Source organism: Streptomyces sp. LUP30 (assembly GCF_001746365.1).
In the GTDB taxonomy this organism is placed as follows: domain Bacteria; phylum Actinomycetota; class Actinomycetes; order Streptomycetales; family Streptomycetaceae; genus Streptomyces.
The window spans coordinates 90,650-106,238 of the sequence record NZ_MJAJ01000003.1 but is presented as its reverse complement, the minus strand read 5'-3'; the positions used below and the strand labels follow the sequence as shown (position 1 = coordinate 106,238).

The 15,589-nt window shown below is 72.7% G+C and carries 9 protein-coding genes; 2 read left to right on the top strand and 7 right to left on the bottom strand.

Annotation, left to right across the window (positions count from 1 at the left end):
* Positions 1 to 66: 66 nt before the first annotated feature.
* The 7 genes from BG482_RS03995 to BG482_RS03965 all read right to left on the bottom strand — a co-directional run bounded on the left by BG482_RS03995 (position 67) and on the right by BG482_RS03965 (position 12,055).
* Positions 67 to 933, bottom strand: coding sequence for a serine protease (locus tag BG482_RS03995; protein WP_069767437.1), 867 nt, complete (start codon positions 931 to 933; stop codon positions 67 to 69).
* A gap of 134 nt (positions 934 to 1,067) precedes the next feature.
* Positions 1,068 to 2,612 (bottom strand): RNA polymerase sigma factor, encoded by a 1,545-nt coding sequence (locus BG482_RS44925; protein WP_069767625.1) that lies wholly within the window; start codon positions 2,610 to 2,612, stop codon positions 1,068 to 1,070.
* A gap of 447 nt (positions 2,613 to 3,059) precedes the next feature.
* Positions 3,060 to 3,947 carry a FadR/GntR family transcriptional regulator gene (locus BG482_RS03985; protein WP_079141566.1) on the bottom strand — a complete coding sequence of 296 codons (888 nt, stop codon included), beginning with the start codon at positions 3,945 to 3,947 and terminating at the stop codon, positions 3,060 to 3,062.
* Positions 3,948 to 4,110: 163 nt separating this feature from the next.
* A complete protein-coding gene (locus BG482_RS03980; RefSeq protein WP_069767435.1) occupies positions 4,111 to 6,294 on the bottom strand; it encodes an ATP-binding cassette domain-containing protein in 2,184 nt (727 codons plus the stop codon).
* A gap of 117 nt (positions 6,295 to 6,411) precedes the next feature.
* Complete coding sequence (locus BG482_RS03975; protein ID WP_069767434.1) at positions 6,412 to 7,170, bottom strand: NUDIX domain-containing protein; 759 nt, start codon at positions 7,168 to 7,170, stop codon at positions 6,412 to 6,414.
* A 141-nt stretch (positions 7,171 to 7,311) separates the two neighbouring features.
* Entirely contained in the window at positions 7,312 to 9,231 is a 1,920-nt protein-coding gene (locus tag BG482_RS03970; protein ID WP_069767433.1) for a glycogen debranching N-terminal domain-containing protein, read from the bottom strand.
* Positions 9,232 to 9,982: 751 nt separating this feature from the next.
* Complete coding sequence (locus BG482_RS03965; protein ID WP_256096249.1) at positions 9,983 to 12,055, bottom strand: DUF4192 family protein; 2,073 nt, start codon at positions 12,053 to 12,055, stop codon at positions 9,983 to 9,985.
* A gap of 162 nt (positions 12,056 to 12,217) precedes the next feature.
* Between BG482_RS03965 and BG482_RS03960 the strand changes: the two genes are divergently transcribed.
* The gene (locus BG482_RS03960; protein WP_069767432.1) at positions 12,218 to 14,383 is read left to right on the top strand and encodes a RecQ family ATP-dependent DNA helicase; all 2,166 of its coding nucleotides are present in this window, start codon (positions 12,218 to 12,220) and stop codon (positions 14,381 to 14,383) included.
* A 403-nt stretch (positions 14,384 to 14,786) separates the two neighbouring features.
* Entirely contained in the window at positions 14,787 to 15,407 is a 621-nt protein-coding gene (locus BG482_RS03955; protein WP_069767431.1) for a hypothetical protein, read from the top strand.
* Positions 15,408 to 15,589 lie beyond the last annotated feature (182 nt).

Here is a 15,589-nt window from a genome sequence, read left to right as displayed (position 1 = left end):
GGGCGGCCGCCCGCTCGTGTGACGTGGCGCGGCCCGTGAGCCCGGGTCGCGCCCGAGAAGCCCCGCTCAGGCGCCGCCAGGGGCCTCGTGGGGGCTTCGGGTGCCGACGTCCCAGTGCAGTGTCCGCAGGGCGTCCGAGACCCGTGTGTAGACGCCTGGGCTGCCCGGCCGCCCGCAGCCGCTGCCCCAGGACACGAGCCCGATGAGCCTGCCCTGTGCGACCAGCGGTCCGCCGCTGTCGCCCTGACAGGCGTCGGGGCCGCCACGCGCCTCCCCCGCGCACACCATGCTCCGCGCCTCGTAGGTGCCGTCGGTGGAACCGGGGTAGGCCCGCTCACAGAGCGTGTCGGCCAGGACGTGGACGTGCGCCGCCCGCAGGCTGTGCGCGTACGCGCCGAATCCCGAGGTGTCGCCCCAGCCGTAGACGACGGCGTCCGAGCCGGGCTCGTAGGCCGTGTCTCCCGCGGCGGCCATGGGGGCGACCGCCGTCGCCGCGAGCGGCTCGGCGAGGCTGAGCACGGCGAAGTCGCCGGCGTTGCTGGAACTGTCGTAGCCCGGGTTCACCCAGACGCTGCGCACGGAGATCTCCTGGCCCACGCCCGTGTACAGGTCCGTACGGCCCGCGACGACCTTCAGATCGGACAACCGCCCCGGGGGCCCTCCCAGGACGTCCTCGCCCATGCAGTGGGCCGCCGTGAGCACAGTGGACCGGCCGACGGCCACGCCTCCGCAGAACTGGCCCGAGCGCGTACCTCCGAACCGGTCACGACTGGACAGGGCGACCACCCAGGGCGCCTGGGAGACGTCGATGGGGACACCCCCCAGGACGACGCCGTCGGAGGCTGCCGGGGCGGCGGAGGCCAACGGTATGGCCATCACCGCGGCCGCCAGGATCAACGGCCGGGACAGCGCCCGGACCAGGCAACGACGCATGCGCGCTCCTCACTCGAAGTGATCGATGAACACCCAGAGTGATTCAGAGCGACCTGTCCCGCACCCGCGCACCGACGCCGAAGGCCCGGCCCCCGATGGGGGGCCGGGCCTTCGGCCTGGTACGGCGGGGCGACCTAGTCGAGGTAGTCGCGCAGCACCTGCGAACGAGACGGGTGGCGCAGCTTCGACATGGTCTTGGACTCGATCTGGCGGATGCGCTCGCGCGTGACGCCGTACACCTTGCCGATCTCGTCGAGGGTCTTCGGCTGACCGTCGGTGAGACCGAATCGCATGGAGACGACTCCCGCCTCCCGCTCGGACAGGGTGTCGAGCACCGAGTGCAGCTGCTCCTGCAGAAGCGTGAAGCTGACCGCGTCGGCCGGGACGACGGCCTCGGAGTCCTCGATGAGGTCGCCGAACTCGCTGTCGCCGTCCTCGCCCAGGGGGGTGTGCAGCGAGATGGGCTCGCGGCCGTACTTCTGGACCTCGATGACCTTCTCCGGGGTCATGTCGAGTTCCTTGGCCAGCTCCTCCGGGGTGGGCTCACGGCCCAGGTCCTGGAGCATCTGGCGCTGCACGCGCGCGAGCTTGTTGATGACCTCGACCATGTGCACCGGGATGCGGATGGTGCGGGCCTGGTCGGCCATCGCGCGGGTGATCGCCTGACGGATCCACCAGGTGGCGTACGTGGAGAACTTGTAGCCCTTGGTGTAGTCGAACTTCTCGACCGCACGGATGAGACCGAGGTTGCCCTCCTGGATGAGGTCCAGGAAGAGCATGCCGCGGCCGGTGTAGCGCTTGGCCAGGGAGACCACCAGACGGAGGTTGGCCTCCAGGAGGTGGTTCTTGGCGCGGCGGCCGTCCTCCGCGATGATCTCCAGCTCGCGCTTGAGCTTCGGCGCGAGCTTGTCGGCGTTGGCCAGCTTGTCCTCGGCGAACAGACCGGCCTCGATGCGCTTGGCGAGTTCGACCTCCTGCTCGGCGTTGAGCAGCGGGACCTTGCCGATCTGCTTGAGGTAGTCCTTGACCGGGTCGGCGGTGGCGCCCGCGGCCGCGACCTGCTGCGCGGGCGCGTCGTCCTCGTCCTCGTCGGACAGGACGAAGCCGGCGCTCTCGGTGCCCTCGGGCTCACCCTCGGCCTTGGGAGCGTCCTCGAGGACCTCTTCCTCGACCAGCTCGGCGTCGTCCTTCTTGGCGGAGGTCTTCTTGGCGACCGTCTTCTTCGCGGCGACGGTCTTCTTGACGGCCGCCTTCTTGGCGGTCGTCGTCTTCTTGGCAGCCGCCTTCTTGGCGGTGGCGGCTTCCTCTGCGGGGTCGTCCACAGCGGGGGCGGCGGGGGCGGCCTCGGTGGTGGCGGTGGCCTTCCGCGTGGTCACCGTCTTCGCCGCGACCGTCTTGGTGGCGGTGCGCTTGGCCGGACTCTTCGCTGCGACGCTCTTTCGGGTGCGCTTGGGCTCCGCGGCACTGACCATCAGCGTCACACCCTCTTCCTCGAGGATCTGGTTGAGGCTGCGCAGTACGTTCTTCCACTGAGTGGCCGGAATCTGGTCAGCTTCGAAGGCCCGACGCACATCGTCGCCGGCGATCTGCCCCTCAGCCTTTCCCCGCTCAATGAGCGCCATGACAGAGACGGACTCGGCGATCTCCGGCGGGAGCGTACGGGATGTGCTGGCCGACACGAACAACCTCTCGGAACGTTGGAAAACGGCTTCCGGCCCCGTTCGCAGACGAACAGGAGCCGACCACCGACCTGGGGGTGGGCCGACGGTGCGGGCGGGGACCGGGAGGATTCACAGCGCCTTGAACGGCGTCCGTATTCCCTCCGCGGCAGCCACCTCTTAGGTCATCGCGTTGTTTCCACAAGCGTTACGCCCAATCTTCGTGGCCCGAGTCACACCGCGTAAGCATGCAAAAACGGTCAGACACGGGCAGAGGCGGTCACCCGTGGTGTCTACCCGAGCCTCCGTAGCCGAATCCCCTTTGCGCCCTCCCTGCATCCCTGGCCGAATCTCCCCCTGTCGGCCGTCGGACCCCGCAGACCCCGTGGCGGGTTCTGCGGGGTCCGGTGAGAGGGCGGGCGCGTCGCCCGGGGACGACGCGGCGGGAGAGGACATCCGCGGATGCGGTCAGTGCTCGCGCGGCGCCGGCACGACGCGCTCCACCTCGGGATGCACGGTGAGCAGCTGCCGCATGGCCGTCTCCGCCGCGGTGCCGTCGCCCGCGGCGAGCGCGTCGACGATTCTGCCGTGGTGCCCCAACGACGCGTCGTTGGGACGCTCGCACCCCGCGATCGGACCGCCGGAGACCTGCAGAGCGGAGGACACGATCCCCGAGAGGTGCTCCAGCATGCGGTTGCTCGCGACCTGGATGAGCAGCGAGTGGAACTCGGTGTCGGCCCGGGAGTACGTCAGTGCGTCACCCTGCCCCATGGCGTGAGCCATGATCTCGACCATGTCGGAGAGGCGCTGCTGGATGTCGGGCCGCCCGTGCCCGGCGGCGAGGCGGGCAGCCAGCGGCTCGATCGTCCAGCGCAGCTCGGTCAGCTCGCGACGCTGGTCGTCGCGCTGGGGGCCGAAGGCGCGCCACTCGATGATGTCCGGGTCGAGGAGATTCCAGTCGCTCACGGGACGCACACGCGTGCCGACGTTCGGCCGGGCACTGACCAGGCCCTTGGCCTCGAGGACGCGCAGCGACTCGCGGACGACGGTGCGGGACACCTCGAACCGCTGGCCGATCTCCTCGGGCACGAGCGGGCGGTCCGCGCCCAGGTCGCCCGAGACGATCATCTGGCCGAGCTGCTGGACGAGTTGGCCGTGCAGTCCGCGTCCGCGGCTGCCCGTGGCGCGGCGCCCCACGCGCCCCATCTCGGGCTCGACGGACTCCCAGACGGGAGCTCCGACGCGGTCGGCGGCGGGGGCCTCGGCGTAGGGGTAGCGGTCGAATCCGCCCGGGCCGGCCAGACCGGAGTCGGTGGAGCGGGCGGCGGTCATCATGGTGTGCGCAAGGGTACTCACGGATCCTTTGTCGGCGCTGCCTCCAACTGCCTTGAGGTCTTTGGTGAAAAGCACACGAAAGGGTGATCGCTCACCTCGTCGCAATTGACGCCTTATCGGAAAGAAACGGGCTTTCTGTGGGGAGTTGCGCACATGCCAGGACGGGATCGGCCGGGGACGGTCGTCATCGGACCTTGCTGCGCAGCGTGGTGAGCACATACGCGCACACCAGGGCGGTGAGGGACAAGGTCATTGCCCCGCCGACGGGTTGAGCGATCACGCGTGCCGCGGCGGCCAGATACCGACCTCCCCCGAAGGGCCACTGCACCAGGAGCGTCTCCCGCAACCGCACGGACAGCCCGGCCGCCGTCCGCACGGACGCACTACCCACGAGCTCCTGTACGACGGGTACGACGACCACCGGCACCGCCAGCACCGCCGCCAGCCCGGCCGTGGTGGAGCGGAAGACGCCGGCGGCCAGCACACCGGCCCAGGCGCAGCCGACCACGAGAGCGAGCCAACCCGCGCTCAGCGCCATCCAGTCCGCGGGAACTCGCGCGAGCTCCCGTCCGTAGACGAGGTAGAGCACTTCGGCGTCGCAGCCCACCGCGAGAAAGGCGAGCATCACGGCGGTGAAGGCGGCGACGAGGAGCTTGGCGGTGAGCACCCCGAGCCTGCGGGGCACGGTGCCGCGGTCCGCCGCCAGGGCGGGGTGGCGGAACTCGTCGCCGAAGGCCAGCGCGCCGAGCAGCCCGGCGCCGAGCGCAGCCGGCGGCAGCGGCAGCTCCACAGGCCACGCGGCCAGCAGTCGTGCCTGCCCGGTGTGGCCGTCGTGGGCCAGGAGCAGGGCGGTGAGGGCGGAGACGAGCAGCACGACGGCACCGGTGACGAAGCCGGTGCTGATCCCCGTGGCGCGGCGAAGTTCGTAGCGCAGGGGTCGCAGAGGACTGGGAGCGGACCGTACGGAGATGGGGGGTGGGAGGTCGGGCAGGGCGTCGGGGGTACGGGAGGCGGAGGCCCGCGGGGTGCGCCGGGCGGACGGCAGGACGGGCGGTGCGTCGGTGGGGCGACGCTCCTCCAGGGTGAGGGCCGCCGTCGCAGTCGACGCGGTCGGGGTCGACGGGGTCGGGGTCGACGGGGTCGCGGTCGGCATGGCCGCGGTCGCGCCGTCCTCGTCCACCGCCGCGGCGCCGGGCCGGGAGGAGCCGCCCTCCGCCTGGGAAACGCCCGAAGAAGGTTCCTCGGCCGGGCGGTGCGTCACGGGGAAGGGTGGCGATTCACTGTCGGCCGCCTGCGTCGCGACGGCGGCGGTCCCCCGCGCATCGTCCTCGACGCCTGGGTCCTCGGACGGCTTTCGGCCGTCCGAGCCCTTCGCGAAGGCGCCGACGACGGCTCGCCCGCCGGACGACGGGTTCGGCTGCGCGGCGCCCGCAAGGCGCGGCCCCGCTTCGGCGCGCACGGGGAGGGAAGCCGCCGAGCCCACCCCTGCCCCCGGCCCCATGTCCCCTGTCTCGTCGGCCAGTTGATGGACGAGGACGCCGTGCCGGAACGCCGTCTCGCCGACGTGGGCGCACGTGCTGCCGTACACGGAGAGTCGGTTGCCGTCCTCCTGCACGACCTCGACCGAGCGCCGTCCGGCCCGGGCCTCCTGGGTGAGCAGGGCGGCCAGGCGAACGGCGTGGGGGGTGCGCACGGCCACCCGGGGGCGCAGCCGGGTACGGGCGAAGTCGACGGCCTCCTGGTCGGCGACGAGTCTGCCCCGGTCGAGGGTGACGACGCGGTCGGCGGTGCGGGCCGCCTCCTTGGGGTCGGCCGTGGTCGTCAGGACCGTGCCACCCTGGGCGGCGTGCGCGCGCAGCATGCCGAACAGCCAACGGCTCTCCCGCCCGGAGAGCCCGTCGGCGGGGTCGTCGAGGACGAGCGTGTGCGGATCGGCGAGAAGGGCACAGGCCAGACCGAGCCGCCGGTCGACGCCGCGGGAGAGGGAGCCGAGGCGTTCGTCGCGCAGGCTCACCAGACCGACGACCTCCAGCACCTCGTCGGCCCGTCGGACCGGCACCCCGGCGGCCGCGCACAGCATGCGCAGATGGCCACGGACCGTGCGCGCGGGGTGCCCCGGCACATCGCCCAGGAGGACGCCGACCTCACGCGAGGGGTGCGCGATGCGGTGCAGGGGGCGGCCTCTGAAGTAGGCGAGGCCGCGGCCCTGTTGGAGTTCGAGCATCAGTCTCAGCACGGTGGTCTTGCCCGCGCCCGACGCCCCGAGCAGCACGGTGACGCGGCCCGCGCGCGCCTCGAAGGAGACGTCGTCGACGGCGGGCGGAAGCGCCTTGCGGGAGTTGCTGGTCAGTCCGAAGGCCTGGATCACCCGAAGCAAGATAGCGCGCTATGTCCGTTTTTTCCGTTCACCGCACGGGTCCGGCGCGCAAGCATGCCCGCCCCGCCGGCCTTCGCCCGCGCGCTGCACCCGCGCGACGGTCCACCTTCAGACCTCGGGCCGCAGCATCGGCGGGTTGAGCAACGTCGCGCCGCCCGCGCGGAAGAGCTGGGCCGGGCGACCGCCCTGCCGGGTGGTGGTACCGCCTGTGGGCACCAGGAAGCCGGGCGTGCCCGTCACCTTGCGGTGGAAGTTGCGCGGGTCGAGTGCCACGCCCCACACCGCCTCGTACACGCGGCGCAGTTCGCCGACCGTGAACTCCGTGGGGCAGAACGCGGTCGCGAGGGACGAGTACTCGATCTTGGAGCGAGCCCGTTCCACCCCGTCCGCGAGGATCTGCGCATGATCGAAGGCGAGCGGTGCGACCGTCTCGCCGTCGCGGCCGTATCCCCCGTGCTGCAGCAGTTCCTCCACGGGCGCCCAGCGCGCGTTGCTGGCGTCGCCGCCCGCTCGCGGAGCCGGGAGGTCCGGGGCCAGCGCCAGGTGCGCGACGCTGACGACGCGCATCCGGGGATCGCGCCCGGGATCGCCGTAAGTGGCGAGCTGCTCCAGGTGGGCGCCGTTGTCCTGCGCGGGGACCGAGGGGTCGTGGGCGTGCAGACCGGTCTCCTCGGCCAGTTCGCGCGCCGCCGCCTGCGTCAGGTCCTCGTCGGCCCGCACGAAGCCGCCGGGCAGCGCCCAGCGCCCCTTGTACGGCGCCTCGCCCCTGCGTACCGCCAGCGCGCACAGGGCGTGACGGCGCACGGTCAGCACGACCAGGTCCACGGTGACGGCGAAAGGCGGAAAGGCTGACGGGTCGTAGGACATGCGGTGATCATAGTCGTCTCCCTGACGATAAACACTCCTTTCGCCGGTCGCATCGAGGGCTGATCCACCGCCGTCCAACACGGCCCTCGCCGTACGGGCCGCCCCCCGCCCTGTTCGGCGTCGCCCGAGGTCACATGGGGGTCACACTCCCAGTTGGAGTCCTTCGGCCGCCTCCTCCACCATGGCGAGTCCGAGCCGGCTGACCCGTACGGAGAAGGGCGCGCCCGCCACCCGCAGACCCGTCAGACCGACCTCGCCCAAGGGCGCGCTGGGCAGGGGGCGCAGGGTGACGGTTCCGGCCGGGGCGTCCGGCCGGACACCGACGATCGTGGTCAGCAGCAGGACCCCGGCCGCCGCAGCGGTGGCGGCGGGACGGCAGGCGGCCGGATGCGGAAGGGGCGCGCTTCCGTCTCCGCGCTGCTCCCCCGCGTACATCTCCGGGAGACGGTGGCCGAAGGCATCGGCCGCCGCCAGTACTCCGCGCAACAGGGCAACGCTCTCCTTCTCATGGCCCGTGGCCGCCAGGCCCGCGACGGCGATCGCCGTTTCGTAGACCCGGACGGCGCCGCTGCGGTGGCCGAAGGGGTTGTGGCCGACCTCCTTCGCGCCGAGGCCGCGAAGCCCCCAGCCCGAGTCCATGGCCGGGCCGCCGAGCAGCCGGGCCAGCTGCTCGGTCTGCACCTTGTCCAGCAGCCCCGGGGCGTGGGCGCCGCCGCCCAGCAGCCCCGTGTCGAGGATGTGGGCGGTGGTCGCGCAGAGGTGGGGCAGCGGTCGCCCGTCGGGACCGAGCGCGGCCGCGGGTCGGCCGCCTGCCCGGTCGTCGATCCAGAAGTCCCGCCGGAACACCGCGCGCGCCGTCCGGGCCCACTCCCGCAGCCCGCCGTCGCCCGAGGCTCCACAGGCGTCGAGCAGATCGGCGCCGAGCAGCGCGGCACGGTGGGCGTGGGCCTGGGTGTCGCAGCGGACGGGGCCGTTGGGCAGCGGGTCCCGCAGGTAGGGGCCGTCGCCGACCGACGTGCGCAGCCAGGTCAGACAGCGCTCGGCCGCGGGCAGCAGTTCCTCAATCTCGCTGTCGGGCAGTCCCCATCGGCGGGCCTCCGCGAGGAGCACCGGGAAGAGCAGTGTGGCCTCCGTCCCCGTGCAGGCCGGCGGCAGGTGCACGCCCGCGTCCCGCCGCGGTCCGGGAATCATGCCGCACCGCGGTCCCGGGAGGGTGACCTGAGTGCGGGCGAGCGTGCGCAGCGTGCTCGCGGCGAGGCGGGTGCCCAGGGGCAGCGTCATGCGGGCCGCGGCGAGCGCCTCGGCCGGGGCCAGACCGCAGCGCCAGGGGGCCCCGGCCGCGAGGTGGGTGTCCGCGGGGCGCTCGGGGTCGCGCACCAGCAGGGCCTGCAGGTCCTGGACACTCGTGGCCAGCAGGGCCCGGACGCGGGGGTCGTCGCCCGTGGCGTGCGCGGGCGCCAGGGGGCTGGTCGCCGCTCGGCCGACGGCACGGACCGGGCCCGCGCCGTCCAGCCGGATTCTCAGCTCGACGCAGACGCTGCCGCCGGGCGGCACGTCGAATTCCCAGCGCAGCAGTCCCGCGGACGCGATCGCGTCGGCGGGGGCGGGGTCGGCGCTGACGCTCGACGTCCCGGCGGCACAGGACCACCGCAACCCGGAGTCGTAGACGGTGGCGGGCAGTTCGGGACCGACGGCGCCGGCCGCGATCGCCCCGAGGTCGGCCAGGTCGGTCCCGAGGGCCACCTCGACCGGGAGGCGCAGCGGGCGGGCGGCGGTACTGCGCAGAGTGATCCGCTCCGTGCCGTCCGCGGACCGGATCCGCTCGACGATCACATCCGGGTCCGGGCCGCCGTGCGGAGTGACACGCAGGGTGCCCACGAAGCGCGCGGAGTCGGCCAATGTCATCCGGGCCTGGACCACGAGGGGTTCGCGTCCTGCCACCCGCAGCCGGCAACGGGACAGGACCCGCCGGCCCGCGCGGTAGAAACCCTCCAGGCCGTGTCCTGTCAGTTGCCCCTGTTCCGTCGAGATGGCGAGACCTGGCAGGGCGACACAGATCATCGCCGTGTGAGCGGGCGGCAGACCCGCGATGCGCGGCGGGGCCGACGAGACGGGTGCCGGGGTGCTGCCCCTGGCCGCCGCCGCTGACGGGCGACCGACGGTTCCGGGTGACGGATGGAGGCTGGAAGGGAGGCGGGCGTTGGGCCCGGGCGGCAGGACACCGCCCTGGGCGGGTGGGCCGTCGTCCGGACTCGGGCGGCCCGGACCCGGCCGGTCGGAGAGGCGTGGGTCGGAGCTTCGTGGGTCGGAGCTTCGTGGGTCGGAGCTTCGTGGGTCGGGAGGTAGCCGGTCGGCATCCGTGCCATGGGGCGGAGCCGGGACGGCGGGACCGGAGCGTTCGTCGAGGCGGAAGCGGTGGTCGGCGGCGGAGGGCGGAGTCGGCTGATACATGCGATGACTTCTTCTGCTCTCTGTGCGCCTCGGGCTTGGTCGAGGCCTGGTGGAAGGCTCCGGCAGGGCGGGTGAGCTGTGGCGGCCTGCCCTGTGCAGGCGTTCCGCCACTCAGGTGAACTGGGTGGGACTCCCCCAGGTCACGCCCCCGGCCCACGGGCCCCACCGAATGGCGGTCGCCTCCGCGAGCGTCGGCCGGTCCGGGGCGCGGCTGGTCGCGAAGCCACCTGGGCCGGACCGGGAGCCGGTCCGGCCGGCCGCACCCGGTGGGAGCGCTCGCCACGGCACGCCGATGTGCGTCGCCGTGAGACGCCGATGTGCGTCGCCGTGGAACGCCGGCTTGCGTCGCGGTGGGCGGGACTCAGGGGGCGGCTGGGGTATCGCCCGGACGGGACCCCACGCCTTCGATGCCCTCTCCATGATGTCGGGTGGAGGACTTCCCTCCAGGGCGCGTGCGGGATCCTGCACGGCTCGGAGCGGCGGGACGCGTGGCGTGCGTACGCGTCGGGCGGGTGAGAAGCTCCTCCGTCTCCGGTCCGTCAGCACCTGCTTCCACAGTCTGCGCGGGGGCCGTCCCGCCGGCGGTGGAACGGGGTCGGCGACGCCTGCGGGCAGTCGGGCGCGCGGAGGTCGTCAGGGGCACTGGCGTGCACACCGGTGCCCCAGACACGTCCCAGTCCGCTGTGCCTCCCACATCGCGGGGACGGACCGTGGCGCCGGTCTCGCCGATGCCGTCCCCGTCGTCCGGATCGCCCGCACCGTCGGTCATGAAGGCCTCGCGCGTCTCGCTGGTGGCGCTGGTCGCGACGTCCTCGCCGGTATCCCCTGCCGTGGCGGTCTCGCCCGTCGTGCTGGTCGCGCCGATGGCCGTCGTATCCACCGGCCGCACTGTTCCTTCGGTCGGCGGGGCCGGCGGGGTCTCGCCCGGCCTCTCGGCCGCAGAGCGCCGTCCGCGTCCATGCCGTTCGGCGCGCAGGCAACGCCGCACCGACTCGGGGTCGAGGCCTTCGTTGCAGGCCTGGTGCAGCAGGTGGGCGAAGAGATATCCCGGGTCCGCGCCCAGCGCCATGGCGAACGCCTCCCTCGCTTCGAGTTCGTCGCCGCCGGACCAGGCGACCCAGCCGGCCAGAGTGAGCGGCGCCGCCGCGTGTTCTCCGTAGGGTCCGACGCAGCGCCGTGCCACCGCTCGCCACAGACGCAGCGCGGGAGCGGCCTCGTCGCCCTCCATCCACTCGGCGGCCCGGTCACGCGTCACGCGATCCTGAAGGCCGAGGATCAGAGCCGCGGCCTCGTCGCATCCGAGCAGGTCGTCGTCTCGGTGATCGGCGAGGAGCACGCCCGGCACCACGGGCGCTGTGGCCAGGCGCCGCATGACCCGCTCGGCCAGTTGGAGCGTCTCGGCGGCCACCGCCGCACGGCTCGCATCGTCGAGGATCCTCGGGACGAGCGCCAAGGCGGCGGTGTCCAGGGCGACTTCCTGCTCCAGCGCCGCACCGGTCTCCAGCGGCTGCAGCCGGGCCCGCAGCTCGCGCAGGGTGCCCCGGACCTGGATCCCCGCATAGGTCGCGGCCGCGGCCAGCACGGAGGTACCGGGCAGGCCCATCGGGACACCCTCGACCGGGCAGCACCCCTCGCCGGCGCAGCAGTACGACCAGAAGCGACCGTCCGCGATGCAGAGCGCCTCGATCACGGGGATGTCGAGACGGCCGCATTCGAGACGCAGCTGCTCGGCCAGCGGCTCCAGGCGCTCCATGACCTGACGGCCCGTCTCTCCTCGCTCCGGTTCCTGACAGAGGTAGGCCACCATCTGTGCCGGGCGGTCGCCTCGGCGTTCGCTGCCCTTGACCAGGCCCTGCGCCAACTGTTGGGCGACGGCGCCCCAGTCGTCCGGGTTCGCGGGAATGCCGAGCCGGGCCCGGCCGCCGAACCGTCCTCGTCCGCCGCGGTCGTGCAGGGCCACCAGGACGATGCTGTCCTCCGGCCGGTACCCGAGCAGGTAGGGCAGCGCATCGGCCAGTTCGTCCGGAGAACGCAGCGTGACCTGGTGGGCGGTCTGGGCAGTGCCGTACTCGGCCTCACCGTCGTACATCGGGTGGCTCACGTACGTCGTGCGGCCATCGGTCTGCGACAGCCCTTGCTGCAGCCGCCCGCCGCCGTACGGAGGGCCTTCATCGCCGCCATCACCTCCCTCACGTCCCTCACGGCCCTCACTCACGGACTCTCCTCCCCCGGGACCGTCGCCTGCCTTTGGTCCGCCACCTCCTTCGATTCCGAGCCCTTCTCCGAAACCTCCGTCGCCGTCGCGCCCACCGATCCGGTCCCGGCTCCGGTCCCACCCCTCGGGCCCGCCGTGGGCAGCCTGCCCATCCCATGCGTCCCGTCGGGTGATGTCGCCGTTTTCGGATGATCCAGTGGATTCGCTGTGATTCGTCATGCGCAGACGATCTCGCGGATGACGGAATCCTGCTCGACCTGTGGATAACTCCGATCGCGGACATGTCAGGCAAGCCGGGCCGTCGAGGCCCGGACCGGTCGAGAGCCCTGCTCCCGCAACGGCCGTGACCGGATTGTCAGCGCCGTCCTGTTGTATGGAGGCATGGAGCACACGAGCAACACGGATCTCCGGGCCGACGCCGACGCCGTCCTCGCCCGCCTCGTCGGCGACGCCTCGGGCGTGGCCCGGCTGCGGGAGGATCAGTGGCGGGCGATCGAGGCGCTGGTCGCCGACCGCCGTCGGGCCCTGGTGGTCCAGCGGACGGGATGGGGAAAGTCCGCGGTCTACTTCGTGGCGACCTCGCTGCTCCGCGCCCGTGGGTCCGGTCCCACCGTGATCGTCTCCCCGCTGCTCGCCCTGATGCGCAATCAGGTCGAGGCCGCGGCCCGGGCCGGCATCCGTGCTCGGACCATCAACTCCTCGAACACCGAGGAGTGGGAGGCCGTGCAGAGCGAGATCGCCGCAGGGGAGGTCGACGTCCTGCTGGTCAGTCCGGAGCGGCTGAACAACCCGGACTTCCGTGACCAGGTGCTGCCCCGGCTGGCTGCCGCGACCGGGCTGCTCGTGGTCGACGAGGCCCACTGCATCTCGGACTGGGGCCACGACTTCCGGCCGGACTACCGCCGGCTGCGGACCATGCTCGCCGACCTCCCGCCGGGCGTGCCGGTCCTCGCGACGACCGCGACCGCGAACGCGCGCGTGACCGCCGACGTCGCCGAACAACTCGGCACCGGGGGCGCTTCGGACGCCTTGGTGCTGCGCGGTCCGCTGGATCGCGAGAGCCTCAGCCTGAACGTGCTGCGGCTGCCCGACGCGGCGCACCGGATGGCCTGGCTCGCCGACCATATCGACGAACTTCCCGGCTCCGGAATCGTCTACACGCTCACCGTGGCCGCCGCGGAGGAGGTCACCGCCTTCCTCCGGCAGCGCGGCCATGTCGTCGCCTCCTACACGGGCCGCACCGAGAACGCCGACCGGCAGCAGGCCGAGGAGGATCTGCTGGCCAACAAGGTGAAGGCGCTGGTGGCGACCTCCGCTCTCGGCATGGGCTTCGACAAGCCCGACCTGGGCTTCGTCGTGCACCTCGGCTCGCCGTCCTCCCCCATCGCGTACTACCAGCAGGTGGGCCGCGCCGGACGTGGTGTCGAGCACGCGGAGGTGCTGCTGCTGCCGGGGCGGGAGGACGAAGCGATCTGGGAGTACTTCGCCTCGCTCGCCTTCCCGCCCGAGGAACTGGTGCGCCGCACTCTGGACGTCCTCGCGCACGCGGAGCGGCCCGTGTCGCTGCCCGCCCTGGAACCCCTGGTGGAACTGCGCCGCTCCCGCCTGGAGACCATGCTCAAGGTCCTCGACGTGGACGGGGCCGTCAAGCGGGTCAAGGGCGGCTGGCTTTCGACCGGACAGCCGTGGCGCTACGACACCGAGCGGTACGCGTGGGTGGCGCGCCAGCGCAAGACCGAACAGGAGGCGATGCGGCAGTACGCGTCGACGACGGACTGCCGGATGGAGTTCCTGCAGCGCCAGCTCGACGACGACGGCGCCAAGCCGTGCGGACGATGCGACAACTGCGCGGGAGCGCGCTACGCCGCCGACACGTCCTCGGCCGCCCTGGACGCGGCGCGGGTGGATCTGGGCCGCGCGGGCGTCGAGGTGGAGCCCCGTCGGATGTGGCCGACCGGCCTGGCGGCGATCGGCATGGACCTCAAGGGGCGCATCCCGGCGACCGAACAGGCGGCGACCGGACGAGCCCTGGGACGCCTTTCGGACATCGGCTGGGGAAACAGGCTGCGCCCGATGCTGACCCCCCAGGCGCCGGACGCGCAGGTTCCGGACGATGTGGCCAGGGCCGTGGTGGATGTGCTGGCGGACTGGGCGAAGGGACCCGGCGGTTGGGCCTCCGGAGCGGCCGACGCCTCACCACGCCCGGTCGGCGTGGTCACCGTCGCCTCCCGCACACGACCGCGGCTGGTCCACTCACTGGGCGCGCGGATCGCCGACGTCGGAAGGTTGCCCCTGCTGGGAGCGGTGGAATACACCGTCGACGCCTCGCCGATCTCCCGGAGCAACAGCGCCCAACGCCTCAAGGCGCTCGACGGCATGCTGCAGGTGCCGCTCGCCCTCGCTGCCGCCCTCGCCGAGAACCCGGGCCCGGTCCTGCTCGTGGACGACTACACCGAGACGGGCTGGACCCTCGCGGTGGCGGCCCGGATGCTCAGGCGGGCGGGTGCTCAGGGGGTGTTGCCGTTGGTGCTGGCCATGCAGGGCTGACGGAGCGGAGCCGACCGCGAGAGCACTCGGCGGACCCAGGCCGACGCCTGGAGACCCTCGTCGCCGGGTGCGGCCGGACACCGAAGGAGCCGGTCGACGGGGCGCCTCGACCCCTCGGCGTCTGCGGCCACCAGGCGCCGAACGTCTCGTCTCGGAGGCGCCTACAAGGCTTGAACATCGACTCACGCATCCATCCGTGAATCACTGGGTAGGGATATAAGCCACTCACCGCCATATAACGGTCGGTGGCCCCAATTGCTCGTTGCCGCATCGAAGTTCGACAGGAAGAATTGAAGTCCGCTCCCCGCACGGCTCGGTCCGTAGTCCGGTTGGGCTCTGCTGCGGCGTGCGCTCCCCCGAATCCGACCCGCCCGCAGTGTGGGCCGTAGCCGAAGGGAGGATCGTGACCTTCGGATTCGCTCCGTCCTCGGCGGCATCGTTGTCGACGTCCACGTCCGCCACCTCCGCCACCCGCTTGCTCGAGCCTGCCGAATGGGCCGCGGCCGGGATACCCCTGCTGCGCAACCCACGGGAAGTCGTCAGCGGACTGCACTCGCGGCACCGGCCGGGGCCGACCACGGCGATCGTGGCCGTCCTCGACCCGGACGAGCGGGTGCGGGCCAGCGCATCGTTCACCCGGCGACAGGCTTCGAGTGACGGCTGGGTGTTCCGCAACGCCCTGCTCGCCCAGCTACGCCGAGTCATACCCCACGACCTGCGTCTGCGGACTCCCGTGCGGACCGCCGTGCTGCTCTACTGCCGCGACGGCGACGCGCGCTGGACGGAGGAGGACGGGGCGTGGATGTGGGGCCTGCGGGACGCCTGCACGTTGCACGGCCTGCGCTGCGGGGCGTACATCACTCTGACTCGGGACGGTTGGCAGGTCCTCGGCGAGGGCCGCGGGGGCCGACGGCCCAACGCGGATTCGACTCCGGAGCCGTTCGCCCTTTCCGAGGCTCCGCCGCCGCTGCCTCGGACCGGGGGCTCCGCCTCCGAGGTGATGCGTCGCGCTGCCGCCCGCTGAACGGCTGCCGTTCGTTCGCAAGGTTCGACGGCTCCCTACCCCGACTGCGTGGGCGACCGCCGGTCCCGCGGGTCATCGGGCAGCCGGGCAGCCGGGCAGCCTGAGACCCTCCCCGGCGAGGCGCGCAGACGCCCCGAGGGCCGGGCACTTGGACGAGGCGGCACGCCGAGCACGCGGTGCTT

What these genes read in the sequence shown, in the direction of transcription:
- BG482_RS03995 (WP_069767437.1), bottom strand. Translation starts at nt 933, where the DNA reads ATGCGTCGTTGCCTGGTCCGGGCGCTGTCCCGGCCGTTGATCCTGGCG.
- BG482_RS03975 (WP_069767434.1), bottom strand. Translation starts at nt 7,170, where the DNA reads ATGTCCTACGACCCGTCAGCCTTTCCGCCTTTCGCCGTCACCGTGGAC.
- BG482_RS03970 (WP_069767433.1), bottom strand. Translation starts at nt 9,231, where the DNA reads ATGATCTGTGTCGCCCTGCCAGGTCTCGCCATCTCGACGGAACAGGGG.
- BG482_RS03965 (WP_256096249.1), bottom strand. Translation starts at nt 12,055, where the DNA reads ATGACGAATCACAGCGAATCCACTGGATCATCCGAAAACGGCGACATC.
- BG482_RS03960 (WP_069767432.1), top strand. Translation starts at nt 12,218, where the DNA reads ATGGAGCACACGAGCAACACGGATCTCCGGGCCGACGCCGACGCCGTC.